The organism is Terrimonas ferruginea DSM 30193, from assembly GCF_000425585.1.
GTDB lineage: Bacteria > Bacteroidota > Bacteroidia > Chitinophagales > Chitinophagaceae > Terrimonas > Terrimonas ferruginea.
Genome location: NZ_AUDS01000008.1, coordinates 218200 through 235469 on the forward strand (window position 1 = coordinate 218200; position 17270 = coordinate 235469).

Annotated in this window: 20 protein-coding genes; 10 read left to right on the forward strand and 10 right to left on the reverse strand. The window is 45.8% G+C overall.

Annotated features, from left to right (window positions below; translation table 11 throughout):
* Positions 1-41 precede the first annotated feature (41 nt).
* From H608_RS0100895 to H608_RS24290, 3 genes are read right to left on the reverse strand one after another with little or no spacing between them, the layout of a single operon-like run.
* A complete protein-coding gene (locus tag H608_RS0100895) occupies positions 42-746 on the reverse strand; it encodes a LytR/AlgR family response regulator transcription factor (RefSeq protein WP_155990000.1) in 705 nt (234 codons plus the stop codon).
* Positions 747-763: 17 nt separating this feature from the next.
* Positions 764-1783 (reverse strand): sensor histidine kinase, encoded by a 1020-nt coding sequence (locus H608_RS20800; RefSeq protein WP_051267895.1) that lies wholly within the window; start codon positions 1781-1783, stop codon positions 764-766.
* An 11-nt stretch (positions 1784-1794) separates the two neighbouring features.
* Entirely contained in the window at positions 1795-1938 is a 144-nt protein-coding gene (locus tag H608_RS24290; protein ID WP_155990001.1) for a hypothetical protein, read from the reverse strand.
* On the opposite strand from H608_RS24290, the gene H608_RS0100905 reads away from it, so the two are divergent.
* Together H608_RS0100905 and H608_RS0100910 are read left to right on the forward strand one after the other, a co-directional pair.
* Positions 1939-2814, forward strand: a complete 876-nt coding sequence (locus tag H608_RS0100905; protein ID WP_028786013.1) for a DUF5694 domain-containing protein — start codon at positions 1939-1941, stop codon at positions 2812-2814.
* Positions 2815-3028: 214 nt separating this feature from the next.
* A complete protein-coding gene (locus tag H608_RS0100910; RefSeq protein WP_028786014.1) occupies positions 3029-3850 on the forward strand; it encodes a hypothetical protein in 822 nt (273 codons plus the stop codon).
* Here H608_RS0100910 and xth read toward each other — a convergent pair.
* Both xth and ligD read right to left on the reverse strand, forming a co-directional pair.
* Positions 3837-4625: an exodeoxyribonuclease III gene (gene xth, locus H608_RS0100915; protein ID WP_028786015.1), complete on the reverse strand. Its 789-nt coding sequence runs from the start codon at positions 4623-4625 to the stop codon at positions 3837-3839. The genes H608_RS0100910 and xth overlap by 14 nt on opposite strands.
* A 10-nt stretch (positions 4626-4635) precedes the next feature.
* Entirely contained in the window at positions 4636-6600 is a 1965-nt protein-coding gene (ligD, locus tag H608_RS20805) for a DNA ligase D (protein ID WP_245565696.1), read from the reverse strand.
* Between the two features lie 99 nt (positions 6601-6699).
* Here ligD and H608_RS20810 point away from each other — a divergent pair, with 99 nt between their 5' ends.
* The 3 genes from H608_RS20810 to H608_RS20820 all read left to right on the forward strand — a co-directional run bounded on the left by H608_RS20810 (position 6700) and on the right by H608_RS20820 (position 8802).
* A complete protein-coding gene (locus H608_RS20810) occupies positions 6700-7455 on the forward strand; it encodes a DUF72 domain-containing protein (RefSeq protein ID WP_038006593.1) in 756 nt (251 codons plus the stop codon).
* 27 nt (positions 7456-7482) lie between these two features.
* Complete coding sequence (locus H608_RS20815) at positions 7483-8388, forward strand: lytic transglycosylase domain-containing protein (RefSeq protein WP_071836895.1); 906 nt, start codon at positions 7483-7485, stop codon at positions 8386-8388.
* Positions 8389-8472: 84 nt separating this feature from the next.
* Positions 8473-8802, forward strand: coding sequence for a hypothetical protein (locus H608_RS20820; RefSeq protein WP_051267896.1), 330 nt, complete (start codon positions 8473-8475; stop codon positions 8800-8802).
* Between the two features lie 3 nt (positions 8803-8805).
* Here H608_RS20820 and H608_RS0100940 read toward each other — a convergent pair whose 3' ends face one another.
* The 3 genes from H608_RS0100940 to H608_RS0100950 all read right to left on the reverse strand — a co-directional run bounded on the left by H608_RS0100940 (position 8806) and on the right by H608_RS0100950 (position 11281).
* A complete protein-coding gene (locus H608_RS0100940; protein WP_028786016.1) occupies positions 8806-9312 on the reverse strand; it encodes a hypothetical protein in 507 nt (168 codons plus the stop codon).
* A 123-nt stretch (positions 9313-9435) separates the two neighbouring features.
* Positions 9436-10272, reverse strand: coding sequence for an SDR family oxidoreductase (locus H608_RS0100945; RefSeq protein ID WP_245565697.1), 837 nt, complete (start codon positions 10270-10272; stop codon positions 9436-9438).
* A 100-nt stretch (positions 10273-10372) separates the two neighbouring features.
* Positions 10373-11281 carry a helix-turn-helix domain-containing protein gene (locus H608_RS0100950; RefSeq protein WP_028786018.1) on the reverse strand — a complete coding sequence of 303 codons (909 nt, stop codon included), beginning with the start codon at positions 11279-11281 and terminating at the stop codon, positions 10373-10375.
* A gap of 125 nt (positions 11282-11406) precedes the next feature.
* Here H608_RS0100950 and H608_RS0100955 point away from each other — a divergent pair, with 125 nt between their 5' ends.
* Positions 11407-12012, forward strand: a complete 606-nt coding sequence (locus tag H608_RS0100955) for a class I SAM-dependent methyltransferase (RefSeq protein ID WP_038006596.1) — start codon at positions 11407-11409, stop codon at positions 12010-12012.
* On the opposite strand, the gene H608_RS0100960 is transcribed toward H608_RS0100955, so the two are convergent.
* Positions 11987-12748 (reverse strand): methyltransferase domain-containing protein, encoded by a 762-nt coding sequence (locus H608_RS0100960; protein WP_028786020.1) that lies wholly within the window; start codon positions 12746-12748, stop codon positions 11987-11989. The genes H608_RS0100955 and H608_RS0100960 overlap by 26 nt on opposite strands.
* A 98-nt stretch (positions 12749-12846) precedes the next feature.
* Here H608_RS0100960 and H608_RS0100965 point away from each other — a divergent pair, with 98 nt between their 5' ends.
* Positions 12847-13200: a nuclear transport factor 2 family protein gene (locus tag H608_RS0100965; protein WP_028786021.1), complete on the forward strand. Its 354-nt coding sequence runs from the start codon at positions 12847-12849 to the stop codon at positions 13198-13200.
* A 1-nt stretch (position 13201) separates the two neighbouring features.
* Here H608_RS0100965 and H608_RS0100970 read toward each other — a convergent pair whose 3' ends face one another.
* Positions 13202-13501 (reverse strand): hypothetical protein, encoded by a 300-nt coding sequence (locus H608_RS0100970; RefSeq protein WP_155990002.1) that lies wholly within the window; start codon positions 13499-13501, stop codon positions 13202-13204.
* Between the two features lie 91 nt (positions 13502-13592).
* On the opposite strand from H608_RS0100970, the gene H608_RS0100975 reads away from it, so the two are divergent.
* The 3 genes from H608_RS0100975 to H608_RS0100985 all read left to right on the forward strand — a co-directional run bounded on the left by H608_RS0100975 (position 13593) and on the right by H608_RS0100985 (position 17091).
* Entirely contained in the window at positions 13593-14171 is a 579-nt protein-coding gene (locus H608_RS0100975; protein WP_028786023.1) for a Crp/Fnr family transcriptional regulator, read from the forward strand.
* An 81-nt stretch (positions 14172-14252) separates the two neighbouring features.
* Complete coding sequence (locus H608_RS0100980; RefSeq protein WP_028786024.1) at positions 14253-14657, forward strand: VOC family protein; 405 nt, start codon at positions 14253-14255, stop codon at positions 14655-14657.
* A gap of 313 nt (positions 14658-14970) precedes the next feature.
* Positions 14971-17091, forward strand: coding sequence for a catalase (locus tag H608_RS0100985; RefSeq protein WP_028786025.1), 2121 nt, complete (start codon positions 14971-14973; stop codon positions 17089-17091).
* The last annotated feature ends 179 nt before the right edge of the window (positions 17092-17270 follow it).

A 17270-nucleotide genomic window follows, 5' to 3' on the forward strand; every position in this document is an offset into this window, starting at 1 on the left:
TACATACTTATACTAATCGTGAACGATACCGTCCTATAAATTTAAGGCTTTCCCGATAATCTGCCCAGGCGCGATTGGTATTTCTCTCCCACCGGAATAAGATTTTTCTCAATGCCGATTTTATTTCCTTCGATAAAATTTACTTTGTCAGCATTGATAATATACGACCGGTGAACACGGATGAACCGTTCAGGCAGTTGTTCCTCGAAGCTGGTCAGGCTTTGCAGTGTCATTAGTTTTTCATTGGGTAAATGAATGCTGATATAGTCGCGCATCGCCTCGAGGTATAACACATCATCATAAAAGACCTTCATCAACCGGGAACCCGTTTTCACAAAAAAATAGCCCGCCTCGGGCTGATCATTTGCCTGAGCCGGTATACTCTTCGATTGTGCGGCTATCCTTTTACGACATTTATTGATCGCGCCGAGGAAGCGCTCAAAGCTGAATGGCTTCAGCAGGTAATCCACCACATCGTATTCATATCCCTTCAGCGCATATTGCGGAAATGCCGTGGTCAACACGATCTCGCATTTTCCGCGTAACAAATTTGCCACCTGGAAGCCATCCAGTTCAGGCATCTGTATGTCCAGAAATAAGATGTCTACCGGCTGTTGCTCCAGCAAGGCAATCAGCTCCACGGGGTTGCGGGAGGCCGTTACCAGTTTCAATCCGGGCGTACGGCTGATATAATCGCGCAGCAACTCGATGGGCAACGGCTCATCGTCTGCAATGGCGCAGTTCAATATGTGTTCTGAGTTAATCAAAGTGCAATTGTCAAAGTAATGGAAAATTGCTGATCCGATTCGTTGATCCGGCAGGTATGCCTGTTTTCATATAACAGTTCCAGCCTTCGTTTTATATTTTGCAGCCCGATACCACCCTGCATTACCGGTTTGCTTGCTTTTTTGTTGGCAATATGATAGATAAGCGTATTGTCATTCGTCGTAGCCCTGATGATCAGCGGAGCTGCCGGATCGGTGAAATCTCCGTGTTTGAAAGCATTCTCCGCCAGGTTGATCAGCAAATGCGGACTGATCAACAGACTGCCATCAATGTTCTCTACATCCATATTCAACGCCACTTCCTCGCCAACACGCAACCTTTGCAGTTCAATAAAATCTTTAAGATGGTTGATCTCCGTTTCCAGATCTACTTCCATCCGCTCCTCATACAATGCATAGCGCAACAAAGACGACAGTTTTTCCGTAGCAAAGAGCGCATTGTCATTTTTCTGGTAAACAAGTGTATAGATGCTGTTCAGGGTATTGAAGAGAAAATGCGGATTGATCTGCGATTTCAGGAAAGCCAGCTCCGATTCTTTGGCGGCAATAGTCAACGCTGCCTGCCTTCGCTCCGATACTCTTATATAACCAACAAAAAAATACGCCAGCCCGAAACAGGAAAATAATACGGCGAAATACAGGTTGTCCTGAAAGTAATATTTCGCAGAAACCGGACGAAAATAGTTACCAAAACCAAACACGGCGGGACAGACAATTTCCTGCAAAAAGTAGCGAAAAAAAATAATAACGGGGATACAGAGCAGACACAACAAAAGCGCGCGCACTACCCTTCCCGGCAGAAACCTTCCAAACCAGATACAGATCGATAACGGATAGAGGAAAAAAGAGGTAAAAGTGGTTATCGTCAGCACAATTATTTTGAACGTAAAACTGTCGTCGTTAAAAAAAGGCCTGTTGGCGAAGTAATCGATGGCGCCATCCCAGAATACATAGAAGACGAAAAAACAAATCAGCAGATGCCAAAAACGAAGACGCATGCTCAAAAGTATTAAAGCGCAGAGGATAACCGTCTTCCGATCTGCGAAAATCCTGTTTCAATCTGCGAATCTTTATCCGGTACTTTATGAAGAGCCATTGCCCTTGTTGGCAGATCGGCCGGATAAGGAATAGCAAGCGATAATAGCTTTGGCACATGAAACATTTACCAAACATCCTCCTCTGCTTTACAACGCTATTTTGCTGCGCAAACCTTTCAGCACAGAAACCAGTCGATCCGGACAACTTTCTTATCGGAAACAGAAAACAACCCTCCGTTTTCCTGGTAGGTTCTTTCCATTTTGCCTACTATAACCTCGATGCGCATAAGACATCCAAAGACAAACAGGTAGACATCAAGAGCAAAGAAAAACAGAAGGAACTTGCCGCTTTACTGGATTATATCGCCAGGTTTAAACCAACGAAAATTGCGGTGGAAGCCGGACGGAACACCGGTTACCTGATGCAGCGCTATCGTGAATACAAGGCCGGCAAAAGAGAACTGGGTGCCGACGAGAGGGAACAAATCGGCTTCCGTTTACTGGACCGGTTCAATCTCGATACTATTTACGGAACAGACGATATGCCTTTTGTTTCAAGCCTGCGCAACTCAAAAGATTCGAATTTATACCGCCCGCTGATCGACAGCATCTACAAGGACTGGGATTTCCAGAACGACGACTCGCTTTCGCAGCTCTATAAAAAATTCTACGAGTATAAAGATGTGCTGGCGGCAAAACTTCCCTTACTGGATTTTTTCAAATACATGAATTCCGAAAAAGTATTGAACCGCGGTTTTGGCGCTTACCTGATTGGTGATTTCAAATTGGGAAATACCCGCGGGGCCGACGCACTTGCCATGCATTGGTACAGCCGCAACCTCCGTATTTTCCGGCATATTCAGCAGATCACTACCTCACCTGATGACCGGATATTGGTTTTGTATGGATCAGGACATATTCAATTGTTGAACCAGCTTTTTGAATGTTCCCTTGAGTATAATTATATTAAGTTTAATGAGCTGAAGAAGTAATAAGTTTAAAGTAAACTGCCCGGCTCTCGCAGACGCTTATGATGGTGTTAACAAGACAAAGCGGATGAAAACACCAGCGGTCCGGCCTCATTTTCTATTAACAGACCCGGAGGACAATCCTGTTTTGATGCATCCGCACGTATAATACCCTCTCCCGGGTATTTCCCATAAAGCGGGTATAGCTATTTTGCCTATAGCTATTAAACCTCTTTATATGAAACTGCTCCTCGCCTTACTGCTGACATTTGCACTATCGGCCAATGCTCAAAAAACCGCCTGGAATGAACTTGAATTGAAGGGAAAAGTAAAGTCACTGCAGATAAAACAGACGCACCGTTATAAAAAAAATGGTGTCTTCACACCCTGGGAAAATTCATACGGATATCTCACTAAATTCAACAGCACCGGTTACCGAACGGAGTATAACGAATTTCTCGGCAACGACAGTCTTTCTTACCGCATCACCTATACCTATACTCCCAAAGAGAAAAAAGCAGACCTCACCTATTTCAGTAAAGAACTGAAACCTACCATTAAGAAAAAATACCTCTACGACGACAAAGGCCGCCACATCGATCAACTCGAATACACGATGGAAGGCGAACTCGATCGTCGTTATACCTACAAATACGATGATCGCAGTAACCTGATTGAAATCAGCGGCTACAAAAAAGACGGAACCCTTTCCAGCAAAACCACTTACACATACGATAACAAAAACAACAAGACGGATTACCTATTGGAAACGCCGGGTTATGCAAACAGCTACAGAAAATTTGTTTACGATGAAAAAGGAAACCCGGTAGAAGAAACCTGGTTCAATGGCCGGAAAGAGGTGGATTTTAAGTTTGTCAGATTGTTCGATGACAAAGGCAACAAAATCCAGGAAACCAATTATAAACAAGGCACAAAGCTGATCGGCACGACCAGGTGGATTTATGAATACGACGCTAAAGGAAACTGGACGAAGAAAACGGATGTTACCGAAGACGGCGTGGATTTTCATACAGAAACCCGAACCATCATTTATTATTAAGCTGGTTCCCTTTCAGCTCAATCCATACCGGCGCGTGATCACTTGTCTTTTCCCAACCGCGCACCTGCTTGTCCACTTCGGCCCGTTTCAGCAGTTTTACGCAGTGCGGGCTTAGCAAAAAGTGATCAATCCTTAATCCCGCATTACGCGCATAAGCATTGCGGAAGTAATCCCAGAACGTGTAGATCGTTTCATCCGGATGCAGGTGGCGTATGGCGTCGGTCCAACCCTGGTCCACCAATTTTTTAAATGCGGCACGCACTTCTTTCCGGAACAAGGCATCATTGATCCAACGCTCGGGCTTGTACACATCGAGTTCGGTCGGCATCACATTGTAATCGCCGGTCAATATCACCGGTTCATCCAGTTTCAGTAAACTCTTTGCGTGACGGCTCAGCCGCCTGAACCATTTCAATTTATATTCAAACTTCGGCCCCGGATACGGATTGCCGTTCGGCAGATAAAGGCAGCCAATGATCAATCCGTTGATCGAAGCCTCGATGTAGCGGCTTTGGATGTCGTCCTTATCGCCGGCCAATCCACGGCGTCTTTCTTCCATTTTATATTTTGAAAGAATGGCCACGCCGTTCCAGCTCTTCTGCCCGTGCCAGATAGCATGATAGCCGGCTTTGTTGATGGATTCCAGGGGGAATTTTTCATCCGGCGATTTCAATTCCTGCAGGCACACGATGTCCGGCGACGCAGTTTTCAGCCATTTCAACAGGACCGGCAATCTCCCGTTCACTCCGTTTACATTGTAAGTGGCAATTTTCATTTGATACTATTTAAGCACCTTTCAGTACGCGTGCAAGATTTATTCCTTTTCCGAGTACCGGTTTAAATATGTCGCCTTCCCGCCTGATCCGGGCCACGGCATTTTGAATGGTAAAATCTTTTAGCTTCAACCCTTTCTTTACTTCTTCCCAATGCAGCGGCATGGATACTGTTGCACCGGGCTTGGGCCGCAGCGAATACGGCGCGGCAAGCGTCGCCTTCGGCCGGTTCTGCAGGTAGTCAATGTATAACTTATTTTTCCTGTTTTTTACCAATCGTTCGATGGTGGTCATCTCCGGAAGAAGCTGGTTCACCTGCGTGGCAATGATCTTACCCAGTAATTGACATTGGTCGTAATCATATTTTGCACCCATCGGGATATAGATATGCATGCCGGTGGAACCCGATGTTTTGGGGTATCCTTTAATGCCCATGTGATCCAGCACTTCCTTTGTCACCAGCGCCGTTTCGATCACCTGATCAAACGTATTCTTTGCAGAAGGATCCAGGTCGATCATGCACCAATCCGGATAATCTTCTTGATGGATCGTACTGTTCCAGGGATTCATTTCTATTGACCCGAGATTGGCCATGTATAAAATGGCGGCCTCGTCCTCCGGCACCAGGAAGTTTTTAGCCTCTCCTTCCGAAGTGGTGTATGGTTCCATTTTTACCCAGTCAGGTGCACTGTTCGTTACATCTTTGTGATAAAAACTTTTACCATTGATCCCATTGGGAAAGCGGTTGAGCGATTGCGGGCGGTCTTTAAGATAAGGAAGAATATATGGCGCAACCTGGTAATAATAATTGAGCATGTCGCGCTTGGTGTGACCCTCTTTCGGCCAGAAGATTTTACTGAGATTGGTAAATTTCAGTTCATGGCCGTTTACTTTTCTTACCTGCGTATTTTCGGTTGGATTGAGTAATGTTTTGCGACCGCCATCCTTTGCGGCCCTGGTATATTCAGAGGTAACCTTTTTTGTACTGACGGCCTTTTCCCTTATCACTTCTTTTGGTTTTTTATCGATCCGCATTCCTTCGAATGACGGATGCCGCATCACGCCATCGCTGGTTATCTCCGCATAGCTTACCTCACAAACGAGTTGAGGTTTCAACCATGTTGCTTTGGCTTTGGGCGGGTCCGGACGAAACCGCGAAGGTTTGTTGACATCCGGCGTCTCACTGAACGGCACACGCGTGGATTTCAATTTCATCATTTGTAATAAAATTTCTTTCTGCGTTTTTACATTGAAGCCGGTGCCGATCTTGCCGATATAATCAAGTTTGTTTTTATGATTGAATACGCCCACCAGTAGGGAGCTGAACGGTTTGGACGATCCTTCGTTTTGCGTAAACCCACCGATCACTACTTCCTGTCTTTTATTGGCTTTGATCTTCAGCCAGGTTGTTGACCGGTCTCCTTCGACGTAAGTGCTGTCTGCTTTTTTAGCCATAATGCCTTCCATTCCTAATTTGGAAGCCCTGGCGAGAAAAGAAGAAGCTGGTGTATCAAAGTTTTCACTGAGCCTGATGGTGTCAGAGGCCGGCAGGTGTTTTTTCAGCAAGGCTCTTCGTTCGCTTAGCGGCAGCTTTTTCAGGTCGTAACCATTTAAATGCAGGATATCGAAGACATAAAACAATAACGGACCATCCGCTTCACTGCGCCAGTTTTGCAACGCACCGAACCGGGCGATGCCTTTTTCATCGGGCACCACTACCTCTCCGTCCACCACGGCACTGATTTTCCATTTTTCCATCTCCGCCTTTATGGGATAAAATTTTTCGTTGAAGGATTTGTTGTTGCGGGAAACCAAGCTCACTTTCCCTTTATTTGCCAGGGCAAGAGCCCGGTAGCCGTCCCACTTTACTTCATAGATCCAACCGGGTTCGTCGAATGGTTTGTCGACCAGGGTGGCGAGCATGGGCTTCACCTTTTTGGGGAAAGTTGCTTTTGTACCTTTTGATTTACTTGGCATAAATGGTGTTCTTTTTGCAACGGTATATATAAAAGCATTCTAATACTGTACCGCTTTTAAATAATGGTGGCATATCCTTTGACCCCGATAGATATAGTTATGACAAAAGGAAAAATATGGCTTGGGATCAGCAACGGACAAATGCCGGGCAACAAATCGACTTTCCCGGCGGATTATCAATCGAAAAGCCGGTTGCATTATTATGCAAGCCTGTTCAACACCATAGAGGTCAACAGTTCCTTTTTTAAAATTCCGCTTCGTAAAACCTGTGAAAAATGGGCGGCAGAAGGGCCCGATGATTTCCGTTTCACCCTGAAACTAAACCGCGATGTTACCCACGCCAAAGAATTGAAGTATGATGAAGCCATTATAGAAAAGTTCATGGAGGCCGCCGATGGCATCGGGAAAAAGAAAGGTTGCCTGCTGATACAGTTTCCCGGAAAGATTACAGTAGAATATTTTAGCCAGGTGGAGCAAATTCTCACACAAGTAAAAACCTTTGACCCCTCGGAAGAATGGAAGATAGCCGTCGAGTTCCGGCACGAGAGCTGGTATATCCGCGAATCGACGGAACTGGTGGATGAGTTTAATGCGGCCATGGTGCTGCACGATCTGCCGAAGGGAAATATCGAAACCATTGCCGATCACGCAGCCTTTGCCTTTATACGCTTTCATGGTCCCGAGCAGGGATACCGCGGTTCTTACAGCGAAAATTTACTGAAGCAAAAAGCCATCTTCATGCTGCAGCAATCACAGGAAGGAAAAGAAGTGTACGCTTACTTCAATAACACAGCTGGTGGCGCTTTTGAAAATGCCCGCTATCTGCAACAAAAGATTGGCGGCCGGGAGAATTGATGGCATACTTTTTTCGGCAATGAAAGCATGAAAAAACTTACATCCTGGACCCTCGCCTTCCTTGCCGGTAGTTTATTTGTTGCTTTATTGGCATTCAGGGACGATAAGAGCGTTACCACTCCGCAAAAAGACAGCATTACAGCAATCTCCATGCAGCCTGAGATACCCGAACGGATGGATTTTGCCGGCGAAGCAGTGCCCCTCGATAGATGGGATGTAAAGGAGCGTCTCGACCGCGAACTGCTATTCAACTATTACAACAAACCGCATATTCTCTACATCATCAAACTATCCAACCGTTACTTTCCCCTCATAGAGGAAAGATTAAAAGCGAATGGTGTGCCCGACGATTTCAAATATCTCTGCGTGGCGGAAAGCGCGCTGATCGACAATGCTATTTCAAAAGCAGGCGCAGTAGGCTTCTGGCAATTCATGCCTGCCACGGCGCCGTCTTATAATTTATCTGTTAACCAACAGGTAGATCATCGCTATGACCTCCGGAGATCGACCGACGCTGCCTGCGTTTATTTCAAACAAGCCTACGCCAAATTCGGCAGTTGGACCGCGGCCGCCGCCTCTTACAATTGTGGTATGGGCGGCTATAATGGCAATGCGACTTTTCAGCAAACCAAACATTACTATGACCTGCAACTGCCGGAAGAAACGAGCCGTTACATGTTCCGCATTTTAACGTTCAAGCATTTGCTCTCCAATGCTGAAGCATTAGGCTTTAAATTAGCGAAGGAAGACCTGTACGAGCCCGTTCCTTCGCGCGAAGTAACGGTAACGAAATCCGTTCCCGATCTGGCGGCTTTTGCTATCTCGGAAGGCACCACCTACAAAACCCTGCGCCTGATGAATCCCTGGATCCGCGGCCGCTCGCTTTCAGTAGCAGCGGGAAGTACGGTAACGTTGAAGTTGCCCCTGAAGTAGCTATATAGAAAGCGTTTTACCGTCTACGGAAAAACCTCGACAGCACCGGTTATTGTCTTATTTTCCCGGACAAAATATAATCATATGAAAATAACTGGTCTGCTGATCCTGCTGTTGACTTTTTCAACGGTGAATGCACATGACAGGGGTTCCATGACTCCGGCCATCCTTGCCAGTGAGGCAAAATTTATTTATGCCGAGCTTGTCTTTCAACGAAACTATGGTGAAAACAAACTCTGGGTCAGCAGCAATTATGTATCCGAGCAAACGAAACAATTAATCGCGAAGAAAAAATATGCCGACGAAGGACTGGAGATCCTGGGCCAGGAAGATTGGGAGCTCACCACAGCTGTTACCCGCGAATTCAACGGCGGGTTTGAGATTTATTATTATCTGAAGAAAAAAGTGGGATAAGGTTCACTCACATGCCACTCCTGCAAACGCTTTGCTTTCGTAAGCTTTCAGATAGCCATATGCATGCTTTAACGCTTCGGAAATTTTACTGCTTTTTTCCGTATTGATGTTTTTACCATCCATAAAGCGAAGCGATTGGTCGTCCTTGAAATAATAACGGTACTCGCTCCTGGTTGCGGCGCCTTCCGCCGGGCCGCCCACCAATGACTCCAGGACAAAAACAGGTTTTCCTGCCTGGTAATAATATTCTGTTTTCCAACTGCCGTCGCCGATGCTGCCCGACTCTACGATCTTTACGATCGCATTCTTATTACGGTAGTAAGTCACCACGCCTTCTTCTACACAACCCTCAGCTTCATAAGTAAATTTTTCCGGTTGCAGCTTCATCGAGTTTATCTGCGCATACGCTTGCCGGATGGCTGCGATATCTTTTTCAGTAGCTGATTGCGCGTTGGATTGAAAACAGAAGAACGTAAAGGCAATAGACAAAAGCAGGGAAAGGGGTTTCATGATTTCGGTTTTAAGAGCATTTGCTTAAAGCCAAACAAAAACAATTCCAGTTTACTCCTCATACATGCAGGCAGCAAAAAAGCGGCTACCGGTTGGCAGCCGCTTTTGTTTGAAGAAACCTCGTTAAATATTCGTAGCTGCAGCCCACTCTTTCAAGGCTTCCATGTCCTTTTTCACCAGGTCGATCTTCGCTGCAGAAAACTGGTACGAATCTGCGCCGAGGAACAAATGAATTGGTGGTTGTTGCATCTCGGCCGTGCGGATCAACACATCGGCCGCTTTGTCCGGATCACCAGCCTGCTGACCATTGTACTGATCAGTATGCGTGCTCTGCACCGCTCTTACTGCCGTATACTCGGGCATTTCATTTTTCGGTGTGCTTAATGACGAAGACGTCAGAAAGTTGGTGCGGAAATAACCGGGGAATACAACCGTGGCAAACAGACCAAATTCTTTGATCTCATGTGCCAGTGATTCGGTGAAACCATGCACCGCAAATTTCGTAGCGCAGTAAATACCAAATCCCGGGAAGCCACCGGTAAAGCCACCAACAGAAGCTATATTGAAAATATGCCCTGATTTTTGCGCGCGCAGATAAGGCAACGCTTTGCGGATTACATTCAGCGATCCAAACACGTTCACATCAAAATTGGCTCTTGCCTCGGCATCGGTCAACTCTTCCAATGCGCCTGCCATTCCATAGCCTGCATTGTTTACCACCACATCGATACTGCCGAAATGACCAACCGTATCGGCAATGCTTTGCTGCACACTGCTTTCATCGAGGAGGTTCACAGGTAAAGCAAGAAATGAATCTTTACCGGCGTCTACCGCTTTTTCCAATTCCGCTGCTTTGCGGGAAGTGGCCGCTACACGATATCCTTTTGCCAGTAATTTTTTTACCAATGCCAGTCCCAATCCCTGTGACGCACCGGTTACATACCATACTTTACTTTTCATAATTGACATTTTCTTCTTGATTAATGATAAAGCAAAGCTATAACGGGGAGGCAGGCTCCTGTTAGTACAAAACAAACGGATACTTGTAAAATTCAAACAATCAGGCAGATTCCATCGCGCGGAATGCAGACGGTGTAGTGCGGGCAGTCTTTTTAAAGAAATGATTGAAATGGGCAGGCTCTTCAAAGCCCAGGCTGTAACTGATTTCGGAGATATTCCAGTCGGTGTGTTTCAATAATGCACGGGCTTCGGCAGCCAGGCGCTCCATGATATGTTCGGTTGTCGTTTTGCCCGTGGTGGTTTTGATGGCGCGATTCAGGTGGTTGACATGCACGGCCAGTTGATTCGCAAAATCTTTTGCGCTGCGCAATTTGAATTGTTGCGCCGGTGAGTCTAACGGGAATTGGCGCTCAAGTAATTCGGTGAATACGGCCGTAAGGCGCGAGTTGGCATCGGTATGCTCATACAAGCTATTGGACGGTTCCATTTTGAGCGCGTAATGGAGCAACTCAAGCGTGTAGTTGCGGATCAGATCATACTTAAAACGGTAGTCAGAACCGATTTCGTCCAGCATTTTATTGAAAATAGCACTTACATGGTCGTCTTGTTGCGCATTTAATACAAATGCAGGCTTACCTCCCGGCTGGTACATCGGCAGGTCGGTGAGATGGCCGCGTATATGCGTGGCGAAAAAATCTTCTTTGAAAATGCAGAAATAGCCGGTTGCGGTTTCGCTGATCTGTTCGAAAGTATAAGGTACACGCGGATTGAAAAATAAAAGGGAGCATCCGTTAACCTCCAGGCTTTTGTCAGCGTAATGATACAAATGCCTGCCGCGCATCAGCGAAATCTTGTAAAAATCCCTCCGGCTGTATTGCACGGGCTGCTTCCCCTGGCCCACACAATCTTCTGTGCGGAACACGTTGAAATGTCCCGGCTCCTGGTGACCATCGGGCACCTGGTTGAGTTTAATTTCATAAAAATCGGCGAGGGTTTCCGTTTTTATCATGTTGCGAAATTAAAACAATTCAGGGAATACAAACTAATGACAACCTTCTCTCTTTTTTGTTCACTTTAGTGCAACAATGTTGCATTATATAAACATTGCGTAGCTTTACGAAAACAAGCTCAGTCATGGAATTCTGGGAATCAGCTTTCAGGGACAAGCAGGAAATGTGGGGCCCGGAGCCGGCACAGGCAGCGATCATCGCTAAAGAATATTTTATAGAAAACGGTGTAAAGAATGTGTTGATTCCCGGAATTGGTTATGGGAGAAATGCGCAGCTTTTCCTGGAGGCCGGAATGCAGGTAACGGGCATCGAGATCTCCGCAACGGCGATAGCGCTGGCAAAAAAACATTACGGAGAAAAGATCAGCATCCATCACGGATCGGTAACCGGTATGCCGTTTGATGACCAGAAGTACGACGGCATATTCTGCTATGCATTGATTCACCTGCTGGATACGGAAGAAAGAAAAAAATTAGTACGCGATTGTTTCAACCAGCTAGAAGAAGGTGGTTATATGGTTTTCACCGCGATTACGAAAGAGGCGGCGACCTATGGACAGGGAAAATTGATCGGCAAAGACCGTTACGAGCAATTCGGTGGCGTGCGCGTCTTCTTTTATGATGACGAATCCATTCAAGACGAATTCAAAGAAGCCGGATTAATAGAAGTGAGCAAGATCACCGAAAATTTTCCTTTCTACCTGGTTAAGGGAAAGAAGCAACCAGGATAATGCGTTTGAATGCATACACCATCGGCGCCGACGGGAATTGCCGGGCAATCCTTTGTTTAAACTCTTTTACGAGTGCAGACTTGATTGGCTCGTTTAGTTTCTCCATATAAGGCACCAGCGCCGAACCCGAAATGAAATCGTATAAAGTATCGGCAGACTGCGCGATAATCGGATACACTTTCTGATAAACCAACACTTCGCTGGCGCCATTACTGTACAGCAAGGCTGTGTATTCATCGAGCGAAAGAACGGGCGAATGCCGGATATCGTTTTTCAGTACCTCATAATATGGACTTTCATGCACCAGTTTATAGAGTAGCTGGTTCAATATATTTTCCTGCTGTGAGGGCATTTGTACGGCTAACTGTCCGCCGGGCCGGAGTTTCGAAATAATCCTGGGAAAAAGGGAAGGATGATCTTCCACCCACTGAAGTGAAGCGTTGGCGACAATAACATCCCATTGATCATCGAGCGTCAATTGTTCTTCCACGGCGCGTTGAACGAAAGAAATATTTTGCTGTGCCGGCGCTTTCGCCAGCATTTCCGCGGAACTATCGATGCCCAGCACCTTGCTTCCTGCAAATTTATTTGCCAGTATGGCTGTCAGTTCGCCTGTACCACAACCCAGATCGATCATGCGCATGTGGGGCTTTGCCTTTATATGGCTGATGAGATCGTAGAAAGGTTCGTAACGTTTTTCTTTGAACTGGTTGTATACATCGGGGTTCCAGGGCATGATTAAAGATACAAAAACCCGCGCCTATGTTGGTCTGGAGACCAACATAGGAAACGTTCCTGAATTTGGAATTGCACATACCTTTGAAAAAAAACTACATGCCTTCTTCATACGAACAATTAATCCGCAAGGCTTACGCCGCCTTCAACGCAAGAGACATCGATTCGGCCTTATCAACGATGCATGAAAATATTCAATGGCCGAAAGCTTTCGAAGGGGGCTTTGTCACCGGTAAGGAAGCAATACGGGAATACTGGACACGGCAATGGAGCGAAATAAATCCCAATGTCGAACCTGCTGGATTTAAGGCAAGAGAAGATGGCTCATTAGAAATTTTGGTGCATCAAAAAGTAAAGGACCTGGAAGGGAATATTCTTTTCGACGGCGTGGTGAAGCATATTTATTCGCTGGAAGACGGACTGTTGAGAAGAATGGATATAGAGCTGGAATAAGTTAGAGATTTAACTGATAACGGGTACTTCTTCCTCCTTCAGGTCCGGCGAAAACAAACGCGCCCATATCCAACAGATGTTGCATATCTCTTGTGGCCGTAGCTTTGGACGCCTGGGTGATATGCATATACAGGCTGGCATTCATTTCAATTTTATTACCATTGGCCTGCTCTTTCAACAGAAAACGAATGGCCGCAAACTGCCGTTCTCCAAACTGTTGCCCGTATTTTTCAAAAAACATTTTTCTTTTTAACACCAGGTCAATCAGTTTTTCCGTTTGCTGCTGGCCTTCAAGCGACATTTTTACCATTCATCTGCCAACTTTCCGTCTCTGTAGGTTTCCTTTCGCAGATACCCTCCTGCGTCGCTAATTTAGGAGATAGAAATCAACTATGTCGACCGATCAGTTTTTTAAGAAGATAAAAACTTACACAAATCTTTCCGCAGCAGCCGAAGAAGCCTGGCTGCAATTGCTCAAAGAAAAAACATATCCCAAAGGCGATAACTTCATCCGCATCGGGCAGGTACCCAGGCGCGTGGCCTTTGTCGTAAAAGGGCTTTTCTCGCAATACTATGTCAACGACAATGGCGATACCATTATCAAATACTTTTTTCCGGAAGGAAGAATTGCGGGCTCCATACCCGCAACGTTGACCCAGTCAGTCAGTATGTTTGAGATTACCGCCCTAGAAGAAACAACCGTTCTCGAATACGACTTCAGTGAGTTCAAAATACTGGTGGCCACATTCAATGATATCGCAGCATTCTACATAAATTATCTCGAACAGCATTGGGTGATCGACAAGGAGCCCTACGAAATCTCACTCCGCAGCGATTCTGCAAAAGTCCGCTACGCCGACTTCCTGCGTAAATACCCGGATCTTGTAAACCGCCTGAAGAAGCACCAGATTGCCTCCTACCTTGGTATTACGCCTACGCAGTTAAGCCGGATTTTTGGTTATGGAAAATGAATTTTATTTCTCAACATTTGTAAAGCGTTTTCCATTTTCAGCGTGTGATCTTTGTTCCTGTAATCAAAAAAACAATTAAACATGAAACAGGTATTTATCAATCTCGCCGTGAAAGACGTTCAAAAATCTATGGACTTTTACACCAGCCTCGGCTTCACCAACAATCCGCAATTTTCAGATGAGCAGGGAAAATGCATGGTGTGGAGCGACTCGATTTTCGTGATGTTGCTGAGCCATGAAAAGTTTAACGGCTTTATCAAAAAACCGCTTGCCGATACGAAAAACAATATTGCAGCCCTGTTTGCCTTGTCAGCAGAAAGCGTCGATAAGGTAAATGAAATAGTTGATAACGGATTAAAGGCGGGTGGCTCAGAGCCCACGCCGATGACGGATTATGGCTTCATGCAATTACGCAGAATAGAAGATTTCGACGGGCATACCTGGGAAATTTTCTTCATGGACATGACCAAGATGCCCGCCGAATAACAACGCTTGTAATGTATATCCCAAAATAACCCACGGGTCATTCGCCTTCGTGGGTTTTATTTTTAAACCCGGGCCCCCTCTCTTTACGTCAGCATTAAATCGGTTGAGTCCGATGCGGGCAAATCCGGCGGTTTATCTGAAAGCACAAAAGCGTCAAACTGTTACGAAAAAGCGATAATCTGAGTAGGTTTTTCCCTAAATGGTTCCTCATGCTTCTATTGCCATGACAGATATAAGTATAAACTGATTGGCATATTTTTTTCGGCAGTTTACGGATTTTCTATACGCGCTGTTATTTATTAAAACTATAATTATGAAACGGACTGCTTCTTCCAAAGGAAAAAATCAAAAGTCTTCGGATCTGGCAAAATTCACTACGGATGCCACCGATAACCTGATGAATACAGACCAGGGTTTGCTGATTAATGACGACCACAACTCCCTGAAGGCGGGTGGGCGCGGCGCAACACTTCTGGAAGATTTTATTTTACGGGAGAAGATCACCCACTTTGATCATGAACGCATACCCGAGCGCATCGTTCATGCACGAGGAAGTGGTGCCCATGGAATATTCAAATTGACCAGGTCGCTCAGGCAATTTACGAAGGCGGGTTTCCTGACAGATACCTCTCGTGAAACTCCGGTATTTGTGCGCTTCTCCACCGTAGCAGGATCCCGCGGTTCTACGGATCTTGCCAGGGATGTTCGCGGTTTTGCTGTAAAATTTTATACAACAGAAGGAAACTATGATCTCGTTGGAAACAATATTCCAGTGTTCTTTATACAAGATGCAATGAAGTTTCCGGACCTGATACATGCCGTAAAGCCGGAGCAGGATAACGAAATTCCGCAGGCAGCATCGGCTCACGATACTTTCTGGGATTTTATCTCACTGATGCCCGAGAGCACACATATGATCATGTGGGCCATGAGCGACAGGGCTATCCCACGCAGCTACAGGATGATGGAGGGATTTGGTGTGCATACCTTCAGGTTGATCAACGATAAAGGAGTGGCCTGCTTTGTGAAGTTTCATTGGAAGCCCGTGCTGGGGGTTCATTCAGTTGCGTGGGATGAGGCCCAGAAGATTTCCGGAAAAGACCCTGATTTTCATCGCCGCGATCTGTGGGAAGCAATCGAAGAGGGGAACTTTCCCGAGTGGGAGTTAGGCGTACAGATCGTTCCGGAAAAAGACGAGCATAAATTCGAATTCGATCTGCTTGACCCCACCAAGATCATACCGGAAGAACTGGTGCCTGTGCAGCTTGTCGGCAAGCTTACCCTGAATCGAAACCCGGATAATTTTTTTGCCGAAACGGAGCAGGTTATGTTCAGTCCCGCGCATCTTGTGCCTGGTATAGACTTCAGTAATGATCCTCTTCTCCAGGGAAGATTATTTTCTTATACCGATACACAATTGTCGCGGCTGGGAGGGCCAAACTTTCACCAGATTCCGATTAATCGCTCTGTTAATCAGATTTATAATAACCAGCGTGACGGGCACATGCAGATGCAGATCAACAAAGGCAAAGCCAGTTATACTCCTAACAGCATCGGTGGCGGTTGTCCTTATATGGCAAAAGCCGCAGAAGGAGGTTTTACAAGTTATACGGAACGCATAGACGCGGAAAAAATACGAGGACGGAGTAAAAGTTTTCTCGATCATTTCAGCCAGGCGATATTGTTTTACAAAAGCCAGACCCCACCCGAACAGCAACATATTAAAGATGCCCTGTCCTTCGAATTGTCGAAAGTGAACATCCCTGACATCCGGCAACGCATGGTCAACAACCTCACGAATGTAGATATGGATCTGGCCAGATCCGTCGCCGCAAAGCTGGGTCTTGAAATACCGAAAAAAGTAATGCCCGTAACAAACGGTGCCATTCCGGCGGATGGAAACCCTAAAGATTATACACCGGTAAAAGTAAAACCTGCGATAGAAAAATCTGCTGCGTTAAGCATGGCAAACGTAAACGGCTCCATTGCCACCCGTTGTATCGCCGTGCTGATCGCAGATGGAGCAGATGCGGCCTCTGTGGAAGAACTAAAAAAGAAGGCAACGGCAAAAGGAGCTAAAATAAAAATTATCGGTCCTTCGCTGGCACCGGTAAAAGCTGCTGATGGAAAAACGCTAACCGTCGATGAAACATTATTTAACACAGCATCCGTACTCTTCGACGCGGTATTTATAGCTGGAGGGAAATCGGCGGCAAACCTGTTAAACGAACCCGATGCCATTCATTTTGTTAACGAACAATTCCGGCATTGTAAGGCAATCGGCACGGAAAAGGATGCCGGTACATTTCTCGATCAAACGTATGTAAAAGAAGGACCTGGCGTTTCAATAAACAATACGGTCGATAAATTTTTGAAAGATGTTGGCCGGCATCGGTTCTGGGAAAGAGAGATGGAGCGGAAAGTGCCCGCATAAAACAATGCAGTAAATTCATCAATACAACGGCTGTCCATTTAAAGGGCAGCCGTTTTGCATGGGAAATTTACAGCTTATATTATACCGGAAAGGAAATACGGTCAGCACTCTTTTTTATTTTTAATCGTAACAAAATCCTCCATCTTTTTAAGAAAATCTGACATTTTAAAAGTCTGTCT

Bases quoted from the DNA above. Each gene is read 5' to 3' on its own strand.
- H608_RS0100955 (WP_038006596.1), top strand. From the start codon at position 11,407: ATGGAATTCTGGGAATCAGCTTTCAGGGACAAGCAGGAAATGTGGGGC.
- H608_RS0100975 (WP_028786023.1), top strand. From the start codon at position 13,593: ATGTCGACCGATCAGTTTTTTAAGAAGATAAAAACTTACACAAATCTT.
- H608_RS0100950 (WP_028786018.1), bottom strand. From the start codon at position 11,281: ATGATAAAAACGGAAACCCTCGCCGATTTTTATGAAATTAAACTCAAC.
- H608_RS0100960 (WP_028786020.1), bottom strand. From the start codon at position 12,748: ATGCCCTGGAACCCCGATGTATACAACCAGTTCAAAGAAAAACGTTAC.
- ligD (WP_245565696.1), bottom strand. From the start codon at position 6,600: ATGCCAAGTAAATCAAAAGGTACAAAAGCAACTTTCCCCAAAAAGGTG.
- H608_RS0100970 (WP_155990002.1), bottom strand. From the start codon at position 13,501: ATGTCGCTTGAAGGCCAGCAGCAAACGGAAAAACTGATTGACCTGGTG.
- xth (WP_028786015.1), bottom strand. From the start codon at position 4,625: ATGAAAATTGCCACTTACAATGTAAACGGAGTGAACGGGAGATTGCCG.
- H608_RS0100945 (WP_245565697.1), bottom strand. From the start codon at position 10,272: ATGAAAAGTAAAGTATGGTATGTAACCGGTGCGTCACAGGGATTGGGA.
- H608_RS0100965 (WP_028786021.1), top strand. From the start codon at position 12,847: ATGCCTTCTTCATACGAACAATTAATCCGCAAGGCTTACGCCGCCTTC.
- H608_RS0100910 (WP_028786014.1), top strand. From the start codon at position 3,029: ATGAAACTGCTCCTCGCCTTACTGCTGACATTTGCACTATCGGCCAAT.
- H608_RS20810 (WP_038006593.1), top strand. From the start codon at position 6,700: ATGACAAAAGGAAAAATATGGCTTGGGATCAGCAACGGACAAATGCCG.
- H608_RS0100905 (WP_028786013.1), top strand. From the start codon at position 1,939: ATGAAACATTTACCAAACATCCTCCTCTGCTTTACAACGCTATTTTGC.
- H608_RS0100980 (WP_028786024.1), top strand. From the start codon at position 14,253: ATGAAACAGGTATTTATCAATCTCGCCGTGAAAGACGTTCAAAAATCT.
- H608_RS0100940 (WP_028786016.1), bottom strand. From the start codon at position 9,312: ATGAAACCCCTTTCCCTGCTTTTGTCTATTGCCTTTACGTTCTTCTGT.
- H608_RS20800 (WP_051267895.1), bottom strand. From the start codon at position 1,783: ATGCGTCTTCGTTTTTGGCATCTGCTGATTTGTTTTTTCGTCTTCTAT.
- H608_RS0100985 (WP_028786025.1), top strand. From the start codon at position 14,971: ATGAAACGGACTGCTTCTTCCAAAGGAAAAAATCAAAAGTCTTCGGAT.
- H608_RS20820 (WP_051267896.1), top strand. From the start codon at position 8,473: ATGAAAATAACTGGTCTGCTGATCCTGCTGTTGACTTTTTCAACGGTG.
- H608_RS20815 (WP_071836895.1), top strand. From the start codon at position 7,483: ATGAAAAAACTTACATCCTGGACCCTCGCCTTCCTTGCCGGTAGTTTA.